Annotated in this window: 13 protein-coding genes; 8 read left to right on the plus strand and 5 right to left on the minus strand. The window is 63.8% G+C overall.

Features of this window, described 5'->3' with window-relative positions:
- Positions 1-92: 92 nt before the first annotated feature.
- Positions 93-380, minus strand: coding sequence for an Asp-tRNA(Asn)/Glu-tRNA(Gln) amidotransferase subunit GatC (gene gatC, locus HJD22_RS15850; RefSeq protein ID WP_208656198.1), 288 nt, complete (start codon positions 378-380; stop codon positions 93-95).
- A 183-nt stretch (positions 381-563) separates the two neighbouring features.
- Here gatC and HJD22_RS15855 point away from each other — a divergent pair, with 183 nt between their 5' ends.
- From HJD22_RS15855 to tldD, 7 genes are read left to right on the plus strand one after another with little or no spacing between them, the layout of a single operon-like run.
- Positions 564-1,601: a rod shape-determining protein gene (locus HJD22_RS15855; RefSeq protein ID WP_208656197.1), complete on the plus strand. Its 1,038-nt coding sequence runs from the start codon at positions 564-566 to the stop codon at positions 1,599-1,601.
- Positions 1,602-1,635: 34 nt separating this feature from the next.
- Positions 1,636-2,541, plus strand: coding sequence for a rod shape-determining protein MreC (gene mreC, locus HJD22_RS15860; RefSeq protein ID WP_208656196.1), 906 nt, complete (start codon positions 1,636-1,638; stop codon positions 2,539-2,541).
- Between the two features lie 5 nt (positions 2,542-2,546).
- Entirely contained in the window at positions 2,547-3,026 is a 480-nt protein-coding gene (gene mreD, locus HJD22_RS15865) for a rod shape-determining protein MreD (protein ID WP_208656939.1), read from the plus strand.
- 25 nt (positions 3,027-3,051) lie between these two features.
- Positions 3,052-3,645, plus strand: coding sequence for a nucleoside triphosphate pyrophosphatase (locus tag HJD22_RS15870; protein WP_208656195.1), 594 nt, complete (start codon positions 3,052-3,054; stop codon positions 3,643-3,645).
- Between the two features lie 32 nt (positions 3,646-3,677).
- The gene (gene rng / locus HJD22_RS15875; protein WP_208656194.1) at positions 3,678-5,141 is read left to right on the plus strand and encodes a ribonuclease G; all 1,464 of its coding nucleotides are present in this window, start codon (positions 3,678-3,680) and stop codon (positions 5,139-5,141) included.
- Between the two features lie 4 nt (positions 5,142-5,145).
- Positions 5,146-8,958: a YhdP family protein gene (locus HJD22_RS15880; RefSeq protein ID WP_208656193.1), complete on the plus strand. Its 3,813-nt coding sequence runs from the start codon at positions 5,146-5,148 to the stop codon at positions 8,956-8,958.
- Positions 8,955-10,421 (plus strand): metalloprotease TldD, encoded by a 1,467-nt coding sequence (gene tldD / locus HJD22_RS15885; RefSeq protein ID WP_208656192.1) that lies wholly within the window; start codon positions 8,955-8,957, stop codon positions 10,419-10,421. The genes HJD22_RS15880 and tldD overlap by 4 nt, the downstream gene beginning before the upstream one ends.
- An 8-nt stretch (positions 10,422-10,429) precedes the next feature.
- Here the strand turns inward: tldD and yjgA are convergent, their stop codons facing one another.
- The gene (yjgA, locus tag HJD22_RS15890) at positions 10,430-10,936 is read right to left on the minus strand and encodes a ribosome biogenesis factor YjgA (RefSeq protein ID WP_208656191.1); all 507 of its coding nucleotides are present in this window, start codon (positions 10,934-10,936) and stop codon (positions 10,430-10,432) included.
- 66 nt (positions 10,937-11,002) lie between these two features.
- On the opposite strand from yjgA, the gene pmbA reads away from it, so the two are divergent.
- The gene (gene pmbA / locus HJD22_RS15895; protein ID WP_208656190.1) at positions 11,003-12,343 is read left to right on the plus strand and encodes a metalloprotease PmbA; all 1,341 of its coding nucleotides are present in this window, start codon (positions 11,003-11,005) and stop codon (positions 12,341-12,343) included.
- On the opposite strand, the gene HJD22_RS15900 is transcribed toward pmbA, so the two are convergent.
- The 3 genes from HJD22_RS15900 to HJD22_RS15910 all read right to left on the minus strand — a co-directional run bounded on the left by HJD22_RS15900 (position 12,340) and on the right by HJD22_RS15910 (position 14,091).
- Complete coding sequence (locus tag HJD22_RS15900) at positions 12,340-12,609, minus strand: HPr family phosphocarrier protein (protein WP_208656189.1); 270 nt, start codon at positions 12,607-12,609, stop codon at positions 12,340-12,342. The genes pmbA and HJD22_RS15900 overlap by 4 nt on opposite strands.
- A 2-nt stretch (positions 12,610-12,611) precedes the next feature.
- A complete protein-coding gene (rapZ, locus tag HJD22_RS15905) occupies positions 12,612-13,526 on the minus strand; it encodes an RNase adapter RapZ (RefSeq protein WP_208656188.1) in 915 nt (304 codons plus the stop codon).
- Between the two features lie 76 nt (positions 13,527-13,602).
- The gene (locus tag HJD22_RS15910) at positions 13,603-14,091 is read right to left on the minus strand and encodes a PTS sugar transporter subunit IIA (RefSeq protein ID WP_208656187.1); all 489 of its coding nucleotides are present in this window, start codon (positions 14,089-14,091) and stop codon (positions 13,603-13,605) included.
- Positions 14,092-14,098: the final 7 nt, after the last annotated feature.

The raw sequence follows: 14,098 nt of genomic DNA on the forward strand, positions 1-14,098 counted from the left end.
AAGCGTTCCGTTGAGTCGTGAGCGCGTATCGTGATGAGCGAGAGGCGAGGGAGTCGCGGCAATAATGCCAGTCGCCTCGGTCGAGAGGGGCGTCACTCCACGACCCGGGGCACCAGATAGAGTCCGTTCTCGACGGCGGGTGCGCCCTGTTGGAAGTGGTCCCGCTGATCGCTCTCGGTGACTTCATCGGCGCGGAGCCGCTGAGTGGCATCCAGAGGGTGGGCTAGCGGGGCGACGCCTTGGGTGTCGACGGCCTGAAGCTGATCGACCATTTCGAGAATGCGGCCCAGGTCGTCGACGTAGCGGGCCGCATCGGCATCGTCCAGGGCGAGCCGGGCAAGGTGAGCCGCACGCTGGACGTCGGTTTGTTCGAGCGCCATGGTAAATTCCCCTGAGCAATGGTTCCCGGTGTCGGACTCGCTGGTCGACACCACTGCGAAATAGCCGCAGAAGGTACCATATATTGTCGTCCATGGCAGGTACTGCGGCTTGCTGCTTAGCGGTGGCGATGATACCGTTTGCATCCGCATAGGGTTCCGGTCTGCACTAGGTGAAAGACGTCCATGTTTAAACGTTTGAGGGGGCTGTTCTCCAGCGATCTATCGATCGATCTGGGAACCGCCAATACGCTGATCTACGTTCGCGGCCGGGGCATCGTGCTCGACGAGCCTTCCGTCGTAGCGATTCGCCAGTCCGGCAACATGCGCACCGTTGCTGCCGTGGGTGTCGACGCCAAGCGCATGCTGGGGCGCACGCCCGGCAACATCACGGCCATCCGTCCCATGAAGGATGGGGTGATTGCCGACTTCACCGTTACCGAACAGATGCTCCAGCATTTCATTCGCAAGGTGCACCAGAGCACGTTCCTGACGCCGAGTCCGCGCGTGCTGGTCTGCGTGCCGTGCATGTCGACCCAGGTCGAGCGGCGGGCCATCAAGGAATCCGCCGAGGGAGCTGGCGCCCGGGAAGTCTTTTTGATCGAGGAGCCCATGGCAGCTGCCATCGGCGCCGGGCTGCCGGTTGAGGAGGCACAGGGCTCGATGGTGGTGGATATCGGTGGAGGCACCAGCGAGATCGCCATCATCTCGCTCAACGGTGTGGTCTACTCCGAATCGATCCGCGTCGGTGGCGACCGCTTCGACGAAGCGATCACCGCCTACGTGCGCCGCCACTACGGTAGCCTGATCGGCGAAGCCACCGCCGAGCGTATCAAGGAGGAGATCGGTTGCGCCTACCCGGGAGCCGAGCTGCGCGAGATCGACGTGCGCGGACGCAACCTGGCCGAAGGCATTCCACGCAGTTTCACGCTGAACTCCCATGAGATCCTCGATGCCCTGCAGGAGACGCTGGCCTCGATCGTCACGGCGGTGAAGAGCGCACTCGAGCAGTCGCCGCCGGAGCTCGCCTCGGATATCGCCGAGCGTGGCCTGGTGCTGACCGGGGGCGGAGCGTTGCTGCGCGATATCGACAAGCTGATCGCCGAGGAGACCGGATTGCCGGTGATCGTTGCCGAGGATCCGCTGACCTGCGTGGCACGCGGTGGCGGCAAAGCCCTGGAGATGATCGACCAGCATACCTTCGAGCTGCTCTCTAGCGACTAGTCCCCCGGGGACATCTGGGCTGTCTTCGGGGAGAATGCCTATCAAACCGCTGTTCTTGCACGGGTCGGTGCCGGGATATCGCATGCTGCTATGTGCGATAGCCGCGTTCGCACTGATGTTCGCGGAACACCGCTTCTCGCGGATGGAAGATCTGCGTGCCCAGCTCTCCACGGTCGTGGCCCCCATTCAGTGGGTGGTCAGTGTGCCAAGCGATGTCCTTACCTGGGGCTCGCTTGCGCTCTCCGACCAGCGAGCCCTGGTGGAGGAGAACCGTCGCTTGCGCGAGCAGCTTCTGACCCTCTCCCATCGGGTGCAGCGCATGGCCAGCCTGACCGCTGAAAACGTTCGTCTTCGCGAGCTCCTCAACTCCGCCGAGAGTAGCGACATCCCCTATATTACCGCCGAGCTGTTATCGCTGGATTCCGATCCCTTTACCCATCAGATGGTCATCGATCGCGGCCGCCGAGACGGTGCCTTTGTCGGCCAGCCGGTGATGGACGCCTCCGGGCTGGTGGGACAGGTCACGGCGGTGTCCGCCTACTCCAGCCGCGTGCTGATGGTGGCGGATGCCAATCACGCCATGCCGGTGCAGGTGAACCGCAATGGGCTGCGCTTCATCGTCCAGGGGTCGGGGCGCTACGACACGCTCAATGTCATGCATGTCCCCGATACCGCCGATATCCGCGAGGGCGATCTACTGATCACCTCGGGCTTGGCTGGGCGTTTTCCGTTGGGCTACCCGGTCGCGCGGGTCAACGAGGTGGTGCACGATCCGGGACAACCATTTGCTCGGGTGACCGCCACGCCAGTGGCGCAGTTGCAGCGCTCCCGCCACTTCCTGCTGCTGTTCCCGCCTGCGCCGGATGAGTCGCCGCCCGATGAGCTGTTGTGGGACGAGACCTTCAACGTCATGCAGCCACCTTATGAGATCGTCAACTGATGACCATGGGATTGCGCGGTACGCTGCTGATCTGGCTGAGCCTGTTGCTGGCACTCTGCCTGCAGGTGATGCCGCTGGCCGATGTCTGGCTGATCTGGCGACCCGACTGGCTGGGACTGATCCTGATCTACTGGTGCGTGGCCACGCCACAGCGGGTAGGGGTGCTGCATGGCTTTGTACTGGGTATCCTGCTCGACTTGATCGAGGGGTCGCCACTGGGGCTCAACGCGCTGACGCTCTCGTTGCTGGCCTTCCTGAGTGCGCTGGTCTACCAGCGCATGCGCGCCTACTCGCTGTTTCAGCAGGCCATCCTGGTCTTCGTGCTGCTCGGCATCATCCAGCTGATCGAGCAGTGGCTGCGTACCCTCATGGGGCCCTTCTCCATCTATCTGGCCTTTCTGTTACCGTCGTTCATCGGGGCTCTGCTGTGGCCATGGCTCTTCACCATGCTCCAGGTGCTGCGTCGTCGGCTGGGGATTTCCTGACAATCTGGTTGCCCAGGGAGGAGTGATGGCTGCCTCGTTGTGTCTTGCATCGGCTTCGCCACGTCGCCGCGAACTGCTGGCCTCGATCGGAGTCGAGATAGAGGTGCGAGCGGTGGACATCGATGAAACACCACACCCGGACGAAGCCCCCCGCGACTACGTCTTGCGTCTGGCCCGTGACAAGGCGCGCGCTGTCTCCGATGCGACTCATCTGCCAGTGCTGGGCTCGGATACCGCTGTGATCCTCGACGGCCGGGTGCTGGGTAAACCTCGTGACCGAGCCCACGCCAGCGAGATGCTTGCGGCACTCTCGGGTACCACCCATGAGGTGCTGACCGGAGTGGCCGTCGAGGGGCCGGCAGGCCTGCTCGAGGTGTGCGTCGTCACCCGTGTCACGCTGAGGAAGATCGTCGCTGAGGAGATCGCGGCCTACTGGGAGACGGGCGAACCCGTCGACAAGGCGGGCGGCTATGCCATCCAGGGGTTGGCGGCGATTTTCGTCGAGCGCATCGAAGGCAGTTACTCCGCCGTGGTGGGATTGCCGCTGTTCGAAACCGCCGACCTGCTCATTCGCCAGGGGGTGCCGCTGTGGTCGGGGCGCGGTGCGGCTGTGTCATAATGACGAAATGAATTATCGATAAGGAAGCCTGCATGAGCGGTGAAGTACTGATCAATCTGACGCCGATGGAGACGCGTGTGGCAGTGGTCGAGAACGGCGTGCTGCAGGAGGCCTTCATCGAGCGTAGCCGGCGCCGCGGTATCGTCGGCAATATCTATAAGGGCAAGGTGGTCCGGGTGCTGCCAGGCATGCAGGCGGCCTTTATCGATATCGGCCTGGATCGGGCCGCCTTCATCCACGCTCAGGAGGTCTTGCCGGCCAACTCACCCAGTGACGAACAGGTCTCCATCAGCCAGTTGCTGCACGAAGGGCAATCGCTGGTGGTCCAGGTCACCAAGGATCCCATCGCCTCGAAGGGGGCACGTCTGACTACCCACCTCTCGGTACCCTCGCGATTTCTGGTCTACATGCCCGATTCGCCGCACAACGGCGTCTCCCAGCGTATCGAGGATGAGCGCGAGCGTGAGCGGCTGCGTGCGCTGACCGACGAGTGCCAGGCCGAGCAGACGCTCGAGGTTATCGGTGGTTTCATCATTCGTACCGCCGCCGAGGGAGTCGGCAAGGAGGAGCTGTTCGCCGACATGCACTTCCTACTGCGGCTGTGGCGCAAGGTCAGCGAGCGCCGAAGCAGCGCACCGGCGCCAAGCGTGATCTATGACGATCTGCCACTGTTCATCCGCACCCTGCGCGACGTGATGCGCGACGATATCGAGAAGGTACGCATCGATTCGCGCGAAAACTTCCTCAAGCTGGTCGAGTTTGCCAGCGAGTTCATGCCGGGCACCGAGTCGCGCATCGAGTACTATCCCGGCGAGCGACCGATCTTCGATCTCTACAGCGTCGAGGATGAAATCCAGAAGGCCCTGGGGCGCAAGGTGCAGCTCAAGTCCGGCGGCTATCTGGTGATCGACCCCACTGAGGCGATGACCACCATCGATGTCAACACCGGCGGCTACGTGGGGCATCGCAACCTCGAAGAGACCATCTTCAAGACCAATCTCGAGGCGGCTACCGCCATTGCCCGCCAGCTGCGCCTGCGCAATCTGGGGGGCATCGTGATCATCGACTTCATCGACATGGAGGATCCCGAGCATCAGCGCCAGGTGCTGCGAGTGCTGGAGAAGTCGCTCGAGCGCGATCACGCCAAGACCAAGTGCACCGGCGTCACCGAGCTTGGACTGGTGCAGCTGACCCGCAAGCGCACCCGGGAGAGCCTCGAACAGACCCTTTGCGAGCACTGCCCCACCTGCCAGGGGCGCGGCTCGCTCAAGACGCCGGAAACCGTCTGCTACGAGATCTTTCGTGAGATTCTGCGCGAAGAGCGCGCCTACAGCCCGGAGACCTACATGGTGCTGGCGTCGCAGGCGGTGGTGGACCGTCTGCTGGACGAGGAGTCCTCAGCGGTGGCCGATCTGGAGATATTCATTGGCAAGACGATTCGCTTTCAGGTCGAGGCGCACTACTCGCAGGAGCAGTACGACATCGTGCTGATGTAAGGTGATGACCCCAACCCGATTGGTGCTGCGCTGGACCTTGACGATCGTCGCCATTGCACTTCTTCTGCTGGCGTTGCTGCTGCTTGGGGTTCGCCTGGCGGCGAGCCAGATCGACGGCTGGCGAACTCAGGCGGAGTCGCTACTCTCGGCGCGTTTCAATGCCGAGGTCACGATCGGGCAGCTCGAGGCGGGGGTGAGTGGCCTTGACCCCTCGGCCAGCCTGCAGGGGTTGCGTATCGTTTCCGGCTCCCGGCCGCTGCTCGAAGTCGAGCGTGCCCAGCTGCGCCTGAACAGCCTGGCCTCCCTGCGCGACGGCTTTGCGGTGATAGAGGGCGCCCATGTGCGTGGCGTCACCCTGCATCTCTACCAGACCTCCGAGCGCACCTGGCACTGGCCGGAGCCTGCCGAACTGCCCCCCGAGCTGCAGGCCGATACGGAGTTCGATCTCGAAGATCTGGACTTCTGGGTAGGTGCGCTACTGCGCCAGCGTGTCGAGCTGCAGCACTTGCGCCTGGTGCTGCACGGCCTCGATCGTCAGGTCACGCTGGAGGCGCCTAGCCTGTTGATGACCGGCGATACCGACCATACCCATGTCGAGGGCTGGTTGCATGTCGAGGGACATGAAGAGGTTGCGCTCGAGGCGGCGCTCGAGATCCGCCCCGGTCGGCGTGGCCTGGCCGATTTCAATGCCGCGCTGCAGGCACGGATGGAACTCTCGAGCCTGGTCGGCTTGGCCGAAGTGCTGAGCCGCAACGATCCGGTGCGTATCGATGAAGCCGAGGGCTTGGCCCAGGTGTGGGGGCGCTGGCATCAGGGTGCGCTCGAGGACGTCCGTCTCGATCTCGATGTACAGCGCTTGGCGCTCAGCAATGCGCAGGCGCTTCTCGAGCTCGAGGAGATACACGCCCAGGGGCAGTGGCTTCGTGAGGAGCAGGGTTGGCAAGCCTGGTTGAGTCGCGAGCGAGCTGCCGATGACGATCTGCCGATGGGGCCGGCGATTCCCCAGCACTGGCATCTGCGGGGCGATGGCGAGGAGTGGTGGTTGAATACCAGTGGATTCGAGCTGGAAGCCTTGGCGGCCTGGCGAGACCGCATTCCCATGCCCGAAGGTCTGCTACGTGTGCTCGATGCTCTCGATCCCCGCGGGCATGTGGGTGGATTCGGTCTTGGCCGGCAGGCGGGCCAGTGGCGGGCGCGCGGCGCCTTTCACGATGTGGCGGTCTCCCCCTGGCAGAACGCCCCGGGTGGCGGGCCGCTGGATGCCTGGGTCGAAGCCAGCGATCTGAGCGGAGAGGTCACCTTCGTCGGACGTGAGGGGGCCACCCTCGAGTTCCCGCGGCTGTTTAACGGTCCCATGGAGCTGAACTCGTCGCGGGGCCGAGTCTACTGGGATTACCGCAACGAACGGGTCAGCGTGCGTGGCGAGGATATCGAGGCGGTATGGCGCAATGCCCAGGTACACGGCGAATTCGATCTTGAGCTCGGTGGCGAGCGTCCGGGCGAGCTTGGACTGGACCTTGCCTTTCGCGATGTCGATGCCGTCGAAACCCCCTTGGTCGACTGGCTGCCGGTCGGCATCTTCGGCGAGGCGCTGGTGGAGTGGTTCGCGCTGGGCGCTGCCGGGCGCGTCCCGGCTGGGACGCTGTCGTTGCGCCTGCCGCTCATGGAGGAAATGCAGCCAGAGGAGGTCGAGCTCGACCTGGCACTGGAGATTCGCGATGGCTATCTGCCCTTCGATGAGGAGTGGCCGGCACTCGAAAACGTCGAAGGTCGGCTGGCGATGGATGGCCTGCGTCTCGAAGCCTGGGTGGAGCGGGCCGAGAGCCATGGCCTACAGGCGCGCAATGGTCGTGTGAGCCTGATCGACGAGCGGCTGAACGTGCTCGGCGAGCTGAGCGGTAATACCGATCAGTTGCTCGCCTTTCTGGCGGCGATGCCGGTAGGCGAGATCGATACCCGAGACTGGGAGGGGCAAGGCGAGCTCGCCGGAGAGTTGGCGCTCGAGCTGCCGCTTGGCGAGCCCGATGGGTTCGATCTACTCATCGACACCGACGTCGATGTGCCCTACCTGCGCTACCTGCCGTTGGATCTGCCCATCTACAGCATCAATGGCGAGCTGGAGTATCGCCAGCAGGGCGAGACGTGGGGCTTTAACGGCGTGCTGGGCGCGCGTATCTTCGAGGGGCCGGTACTGGCGAGCTTCGACTCCGATGAAGGTGTCTCCTTCGAGGGGCGTGCGTTGGCGCATGGCTTGCTGAGCTCCGTCGGGCTCGACGAGCTGGCACCACTGCTGAGCGGCTACTTTCCCTATCGCGCCCGCCTGTCGCTTGAGGAAGCGGCGACGGGATTCACCTTCGAAAGCGATCTCGCAGGATTGGGCATCCATCTGCCTTTCCCTTTTGGCAAGTCGCTGGCGGAGCAGGTGCCGCTGCGCATCGAGGCTGACCTTGCGCGCAATGTCGTCGACGCTACGCTTGACGGTCGCGCGCGGCTGCGCTGGCGCGAGTGGGGCAGCGGTGCACAGGGCCAGTTATGGCTGGAGCAGTGGCCGAGTTCGATGGAGTGGCCCCAGAGGCGAGGCTGGGAAATAGATTGGAATACGCCGAACCTGGACGTGATGGCGTGGGTCGCGGCTCTCGAGGGTGTCGCGCTGCCTGCCCAAGGGGCGGATGAAAGTGCTGGCGCGGGGGGAGTGGCCGGACTCGACGGAGTAAGCGCGCTGCGTCTGAGCAGTGAGTGCCTCTACTACGATCAGCGCTGCCTGGGATCGCTCTCTGCCAGCGGCTACCCGCAGGAGGAGCAAGCCTGGCATCTGGATCTGGCCGGCACCCTGGCGGAGGGGAGTGTGAGTTATCGTCCCGGTGCCGCCGATATGCTGGACATTGCCCTGGCGCGAGTGACGCTTGATAGCCTGCTGGCCCAGAGCGAGGTGAGCGAGAGGCAGGGGTTAATCGATGAGATCGCCGTGGCACCGACCCCGGTCGCCTTTCCCAAGTGGGTGGCCGAGGTGCCGGATGGCAGGTTGCGTGTTGCCACGTTCGAGCGTCAGGGCCGGCGTTTCGGCCCCTTGACGGCTCGCTGGCGCACCTCGCCAACGGAGGTCAGAGTCGACCCGCTGGGGTTGACGATCGGTCATGTCTCGGCGCGTGGCGAGCTTGTATGGGAGGCATCGGGTTCCCAGGCGAGCCTGACACGCTCACGCCTGTCACTCGACGGAGGCAGCCTTGCCACGGTACTCGAGCGCCTCAACCAACCGATCGCCATCTCCAATGCCTCGACTCGTGTTCGCTCCCAGCTGGCCTGGCCTGGTGCACCGTGGCAATTTGGCCTTGAACGCTCACGAGGCAATCTTGATATCGACTTGCGCAATGGTCGCTTTCACCAGATGGACTCGACGCCCGTCAGGCTGATCGGCCTGCTCAATGTCGATAACCTATTGCGACGATTGCGTCTGGACTTTACCGATGTCACTCGGCAAGGGACCGCCTTTGACAGTGTGATCGGCGCCTCGACGCTGTATGGTGGCATTCTGGAAACTCGTGGCCCGGTGGTGATCGAAAGCCCGGCCACAAACATTCGTCTGGATGGCCAGGTCGACCTGGCTCGGCGTGAACTCGATCAACGTCTCAGTGTCACGGTACCCATCAGCCAGAACCTGCCCCTCGCGGCCCTGGTGGCTGGAGCGCCGGTGGTGGGCGGGGCGCTGTTCATTGCTCATCAATTGTTTGGCGGCGTCATCGATCGGGCGACGCAAATTCACTATCGCGTGCAGGGCCCCTGGACCTCGCCGCGGATTTCTCTGGAAGGTGCCGAATGAACCTACACTCTCGAAACCTGACGTCTCAGGAGATGCTTGACGGTGCCGCACAGACCCTGCTTGCACCGGGTGGCCTCGATCTCGACGCGCTGGACGCAGGACTCGGTCATGCGCTGGGTGGCGGCGTGGACTTCGCAGACCTCTATTTTCAACGCAGCTGGCAGGAGAGCTGGGTGTTGGAGGATGGCGAGGTCAAGGAGGGCAGCTACAGTATCGATGGCGGCGTGGGAGTGCGTGCCATGGCCGGTGAGAAGACCGGTTTCGCCTACTCCAACCAGATCAGCGCCGATGCCCTGGCCGATACCGGGCGCACGGCGGCGGGTATCGCGCGTAGCGGCGCCCGCCTGTCGCTGGCGCCACGCCGCCTGACCAGCGCCACGGAGCGCTACGCCGGCATCGACCCGCTGAGCGGTCTCTCGGAAGCCGACAAGATCGCCATGCTCAAGGAGGCCGACCGCGTCGCGCGAGCCGAGCACCCCGCCGTGACCCAGGTCAGCGTCTCGTTGAGCGGGGTGCATGAGGTGGTGCTGGTGCGAGCCAGTGACGGCACCCTGGCCGCCGACATTCGCCCGCTGGTGCGCTTCAACGTCAGCGTGATCGCGGTGCGCAATGGGCGGCGTGAGCGAGGCAGTGCCGGTGGCGGTGGCCGTTACGCGATGGCACGCTTGCGTGACGAGCAGGCACCGCAGCGCTTCGCCCGTGAAGCGGTACGCCAGGCACTGGTCAACCTCGAGGCGGTGGACGCCCCGGCGGGACAGATGCCGGTCGTGCTGGGGCCGGGCTGGCCCGGTATCCTGCTGCACGAGGCGGTGGGCCATGGCCTGGAAGGCGACTTCAACCGCAAGGGCAGCTCCGCCTTCGCCGGACGTATGGGCAAGCGAGTGGCGGCACCGGGCGTGACCGTAGTGGACGACAGCACCCTGGCGGATTGCCGAGGTTCACTGAGCGTCGACGACGAAGGCACCCCGGGCGCCTACACGCCGCTGATCGAAGATGGCATCCTCACTGGCTACATGCAGGACAAGCTCAATGCTCGGCTGATGGGCATGGCGCCTACCGGCAACGCGCGCCGTGAATCCTATGCGCATCTGCCGATGCCGCGCATGACCAATACCTACATGCTGGCCGGCAACGACGATCCCGCCGATATCGTCAAGAGCGTCAAGCGCGGCATCTATGCAGTCAGCTTCGGTGGTGGCCAGGTGGATATCACCTCGGGCAAGTTCGTCTTCTCGGCAAGCGAAGCCTACTTGATCGAGGATGGTCGCATCACCGCTCCCGTCAAGGGCGCCACGCTGATCGGCAATGGCCCCGAGGCGATGGGTCGAGTCTCGATGATCGGCCATGACATGGAGCTCGATAGCGGCATTGGTGTGTGCGGCAAGGAGGGGCAGGGGGTACCGGTCGGCGTAGGGCAACCGACGCTGAAGCTCGACGAGCTCACCGTCGGCGGCACCCAGTGAGCCATTGACTACAAGCCGGCGGTATCGCGAATCAGCTTGAACAACTTGCGAGCGCTGGTCGGAGGCTTCTCGCGCTGGCGCTCCTGCTTGGCATTGCGGACCAGCTGGCGCAGTGCCTGGCGATCGACATCCGGAAAATCGATGATGAAGGCTTCGACGGCCTCGTCGCCTTCGTCGATCAGTCGGTCGCGCCACTTCTCCAGACGGTGGAAGGCGTGGTCGCGCTTGAGCTTCTCCTGCTCGAACTCGTCGAAGGCTGCCTGGATTGCCGTCATGTCTTCGCGTCGCATCAGCTTGCCGACGTACTGCATGTGGCGCCGGCGCCCTTCGTGGGAGCGGATGCGCGTCGTCTCCTCGACGGCGTCGAGCATATCGTCGGAGAGCGGCAGGCGGGCGCGCTCGGCATCCGAAAGCGCGATGATTTTTTCGCCCAGGGCCTGCAGGGCTTGCATCTCCTGCTTGCGCTGGGTTTTGCTCTGCCAACCCTCGGGGTTGGCGGGGGATTCTAGAGACATGCCATTACCATCAGCATCGGGGTGTGAGGCGAGTATACCAGCCCGCCCCAGTCAAGGAGACCAAAGATGACTCAGGCTTTCGATGCCGCTGCCCAGCAGGAATTGCTGGAATCACGCGTCCAGGTGGCTCTGGAGCAGGCCCGGCGTCTGGGGGCCGACGCCTGTGAGGTCGGCGCCAGTGTCGACCAAGGGATGGAGATCAGCGTGCGCCTGGGCGAGGTGGAGACGGTGGAGCTCTCCCGCGATCAAGGAATTGCGGTGACTGTCTACCTGGGGGCCCGCAAGGGCAGCGCCTCGTCTTCCGATGCCGGCGAGGCTTCGCTGAAGGCAGCGGTGGAGAAGGCGCTGGCCATCGCCCAGTACACCGGGGAGGACCCCGCCGCGGGGCTGGCCGACCCTGAACTGATGGCGCGCGAGCTGCCCGATCTCAAAGTCTACCATCCGTGGCGCTTGAGTACCGACGAGGCGATCGAGCGGGCACTGGCCTGTGAGGCAGCGGGACGCGCGATTCCCGGTATCAGCAACTCCGATGGCGCTAGCCTCTCGAGTGGCGAGGCGGTACGCGTCTACGGCAACAGTCACGGCTTTCTCGGTAGCCTCCATGGTAGCCGTCATTCGCTATCATGCATGCTGATTGCCGAAGATGGTCAGGGCATGCAGCGCGACTACGACTACAGCAGCGAGCGCGACCCCTCGCGACTGCTCAGCGCCGAGGCGATCGGCCGTTCGGCAGCGCAGCGTACCCTGCGGCGCTTGGGTGCCAAGCGCCCGGCCACCGGCCGCTTCCCGGTCATGTTCGACCCATCGCTCGCCAGTGGCTTGTTAGGTCATCTGATGAGCGCCATCTCTGGCGGTGCCATCTACCGCGATGCTTCCTTCCTGTGCGATCGCCTGGGCGATTCACTCTTTCCCGAGTGGTTCACGCTGGGCGAGAAGCCGCGCGAGATCGGTGCCATGGCCAGTGCCCCCTTCGATGGCGACGGCGTATACACTCGCGACAATGTCTTCATCGACAGCGGACATCTGGCAAGCTACATGCTCTCGGCCTACAGTGCGCGTCGCCTGGGAATGCAGAGTACCGGTAATGCCGGTGGTGCGCGCAATCTGCGTATCGATGCCCCCTTGAGCTCCTATCGAGCGCTGCTGTCGAAGATCGATCGCGGCGTGTTGGTGACGGAGTTGATGGGGCAAGGGGTCAATGGCGTGACGGGCGACTATTCGCGAGGTGCGGCCGGCTTCTGGGTCGAGAACGGCGAGATCCAGTATCCGGTCGAGGAGTTCACCATCGCCGGCAACCTGCAGGCGATGTTCTCGGGCCTGGTGGGCGTGGGAGATGATGTCGACACTCGAGGCAGCGTACACAGCGGCAGCTGGCTGATCGACGAGATGATGGTGGCGGGAGGCTAGGCCTCTTCGTCGAAGCGAGCCTCGAATAGCGCTTCCAGGGCGTCGAGCGCTTGATCGGCGTCATCGCCCTCCGCCTGCAGGCGCAGTACCGTCCCGCAGGGTGCCGCCAGCATCAAAAGTGACATGATGTTGGCGGCGTCGGCATGGCGGCTCTCATGACTGACCGTGACCTTGGCGGTGAACGCGTGGCAGCACTGCACGAGACGTGTGGCAGCACGGGCATGCAAGCCTCGCTTGTTGATCAACGTCAGATAACGGCTTGGCATCCTCAGTGTCCTTGGTTGCCCTTGTCGGGAGTGGCAGCATGGTGGGTCATCGCGGTATGGATGCCCAGTTCGCGGTGGCGGAGCCGTACATTGGGATAGGTGCTGGCGAACTGCGCGGCGAGGCGTTCGGTGAGATAGACCGAACGGTGCTGGCCGCCCGTGCAGCCGATCGCCACGGTGACGTAACTGCGGTGGCTCGCCTGGTAAGAGGGCAACCAACGCTCCAGCCAGGCATGAATGTCGTTGGCCATGTCGCTGACGTCCGGGAAACTCTCCAGAAACTCGACGATCTCCGTGTCGCGGCCATTGAAGGGGCGCAGCCTTGGGTCCCAATAGGGATTGGGAAGACAGCGGGCGTCGAACACGGTATCGGCATCCAGCGGTACGCCACGCTTGAAGCCAAAGGATTCAAAGGTCAGCGTCAGCTGCTGATTGACATGCTGCGCCACCTGATCTGCAATCCGCGCACGTAATTCGTGTACCGAGAGTCGCGAGGTATCGATGATCAGGTCGGCGAGATCGCGAATGTCGGCAAGTGCCGTCTCTTCCGAGTCGATCGCCTCGGCCAGGGTCATCTCGCTTTCACGGGTCAGCGGATGCCGGCGCCGGGTGGCGGAGTAACGCTCCAGCAATATCTTGGGGTCGGTGGTGATATAGACCACTTGGCAAGCCACGCCACGCTTTCGCACATCGTCGAGCAGGCTCGGGAAACGCTCCAGGGCGGCAGGCAGGTTGCGGGCATCGATGCTCACGGCGATCGATGAGTGGGGCGATGGCCCGTTCTGTAGCTCGTCGACCAGGGCGCCGAGCAGCATGGCCGGCAGGTTATCGATTGCGTAGAAGCCGAGATCCTCGAGCGCCTGCAGCGCGATCGATTTGCCCGATCCAGAACGCCCACTGATGACGACGAGCTGCATGCGGATCTCCTATGAGCGGTCCGAACGGCCGCTCACGCTGGAGCGGCCATGATCGACAGTTGGACATAGAGTGAGTTCAGTGCTGAGCGCTAGAGCCGTCGTTGCGCAGCTTGGCAATGGCTTCCATGAGCGTATCGTAAAGCTGTCGCTGGCTGTCGCTCTTGCGCAATCGATGACGAGTATCGCTGTCGTTCATCACGCCGGCGACCTGGGCCAGGAGCGCCAGGTGCGTATCGTCAGCCTCTTCCGGTACCAGCAGTACGAAGACCAGATCGACAGGCTCGCCATCGATGGCATCGAAATCCACCGCCTCACTGAGCTTGAGAAAACCCGCCAAGGGGGCCTTGCAGTGAGGGCTGCGGGCATGAGGAATAGCAACACCGTTGCCGATGCCGGTACTGCCTAGGCGTTCACGTCCAATAAGCCGACTGAAGACTTCCTGGCTATCGAGACTTGGTGTGTTCTGGGCGATGAAGGTGCTGAAAAATTCCAGCACTCGCTTCTTGCTCCCCCCGGCGACACCATACAGCGTACGCTCAGGGGGTAGGATGGTTTGCAACGTCATGGGTAGC

The organism is Halomonas sp. TA22, assembly GCF_013009075.1.
Taxonomy (GTDB): Bacteria; Pseudomonadota; Gammaproteobacteria; order Pseudomonadales; family Halomonadaceae; genus TA22.

What these genes read in the sequence shown, in the direction of transcription:
- mreC (WP_208656196.1), top strand. Translation starts at nt 1,636, where the DNA reads ATGCCTATCAAACCGCTGTTCTTGCACGGGTCGGTGCCGGGATATCGC.
- HJD22_RS15855 (WP_208656197.1), top strand. Translation starts at nt 564, where the DNA reads ATGTTTAAACGTTTGAGGGGGCTGTTCTCCAGCGATCTATCGATCGAT.
- HJD22_RS15880 (WP_208656193.1), top strand. Translation starts at nt 5,146, where the DNA reads ATGACCCCAACCCGATTGGTGCTGCGCTGGACCTTGACGATCGTCGCC.
- mreD (WP_208656939.1), top strand. Translation starts at nt 2,547, where the DNA reads ATGGGATTGCGCGGTACGCTGCTGATCTGGCTGAGCCTGTTGCTGGCA.
- rng (WP_208656194.1), top strand. Translation starts at nt 3,678, where the DNA reads ATGAGCGGTGAAGTACTGATCAATCTGACGCCGATGGAGACGCGTGTG.
- HJD22_RS15870 (WP_208656195.1), top strand. Translation starts at nt 3,052, where the DNA reads ATGGCTGCCTCGTTGTGTCTTGCATCGGCTTCGCCACGTCGCCGCGAA.
- HJD22_RS15910 (WP_208656187.1), bottom strand. Translation starts at nt 14,091, where the DNA reads ATGACGTTGCAAACCATCCTACCCCCTGAGCGTACGCTGTATGGTGTC.
- HJD22_RS15900 (WP_208656189.1), bottom strand. Translation starts at nt 12,609, where the DNA reads ATGCCAAGCCGTTATCTGACGTTGATCAACAAGCGAGGCTTGCATGCC.
- yjgA (WP_208656191.1), bottom strand. Translation starts at nt 10,936, where the DNA reads ATGTCTCTAGAATCCCCCGCCAACCCCGAGGGTTGGCAGAGCAAAACC.
- rapZ (WP_208656188.1), bottom strand. Translation starts at nt 13,526, where the DNA reads ATGCAGCTCGTCGTCATCAGTGGGCGTTCTGGATCGGGCAAATCGATC.
- tldD (WP_208656192.1), top strand. Translation starts at nt 8,955, where the DNA reads ATGAACCTACACTCTCGAAACCTGACGTCTCAGGAGATGCTTGACGGT.
- pmbA (WP_208656190.1), top strand. Translation starts at nt 11,003, where the DNA reads ATGACTCAGGCTTTCGATGCCGCTGCCCAGCAGGAATTGCTGGAATCA.
- gatC (WP_208656198.1), bottom strand. Translation starts at nt 380, where the DNA reads ATGGCGCTCGAACAAACCGACGTCCAGCGTGCGGCTCACCTTGCCCGG.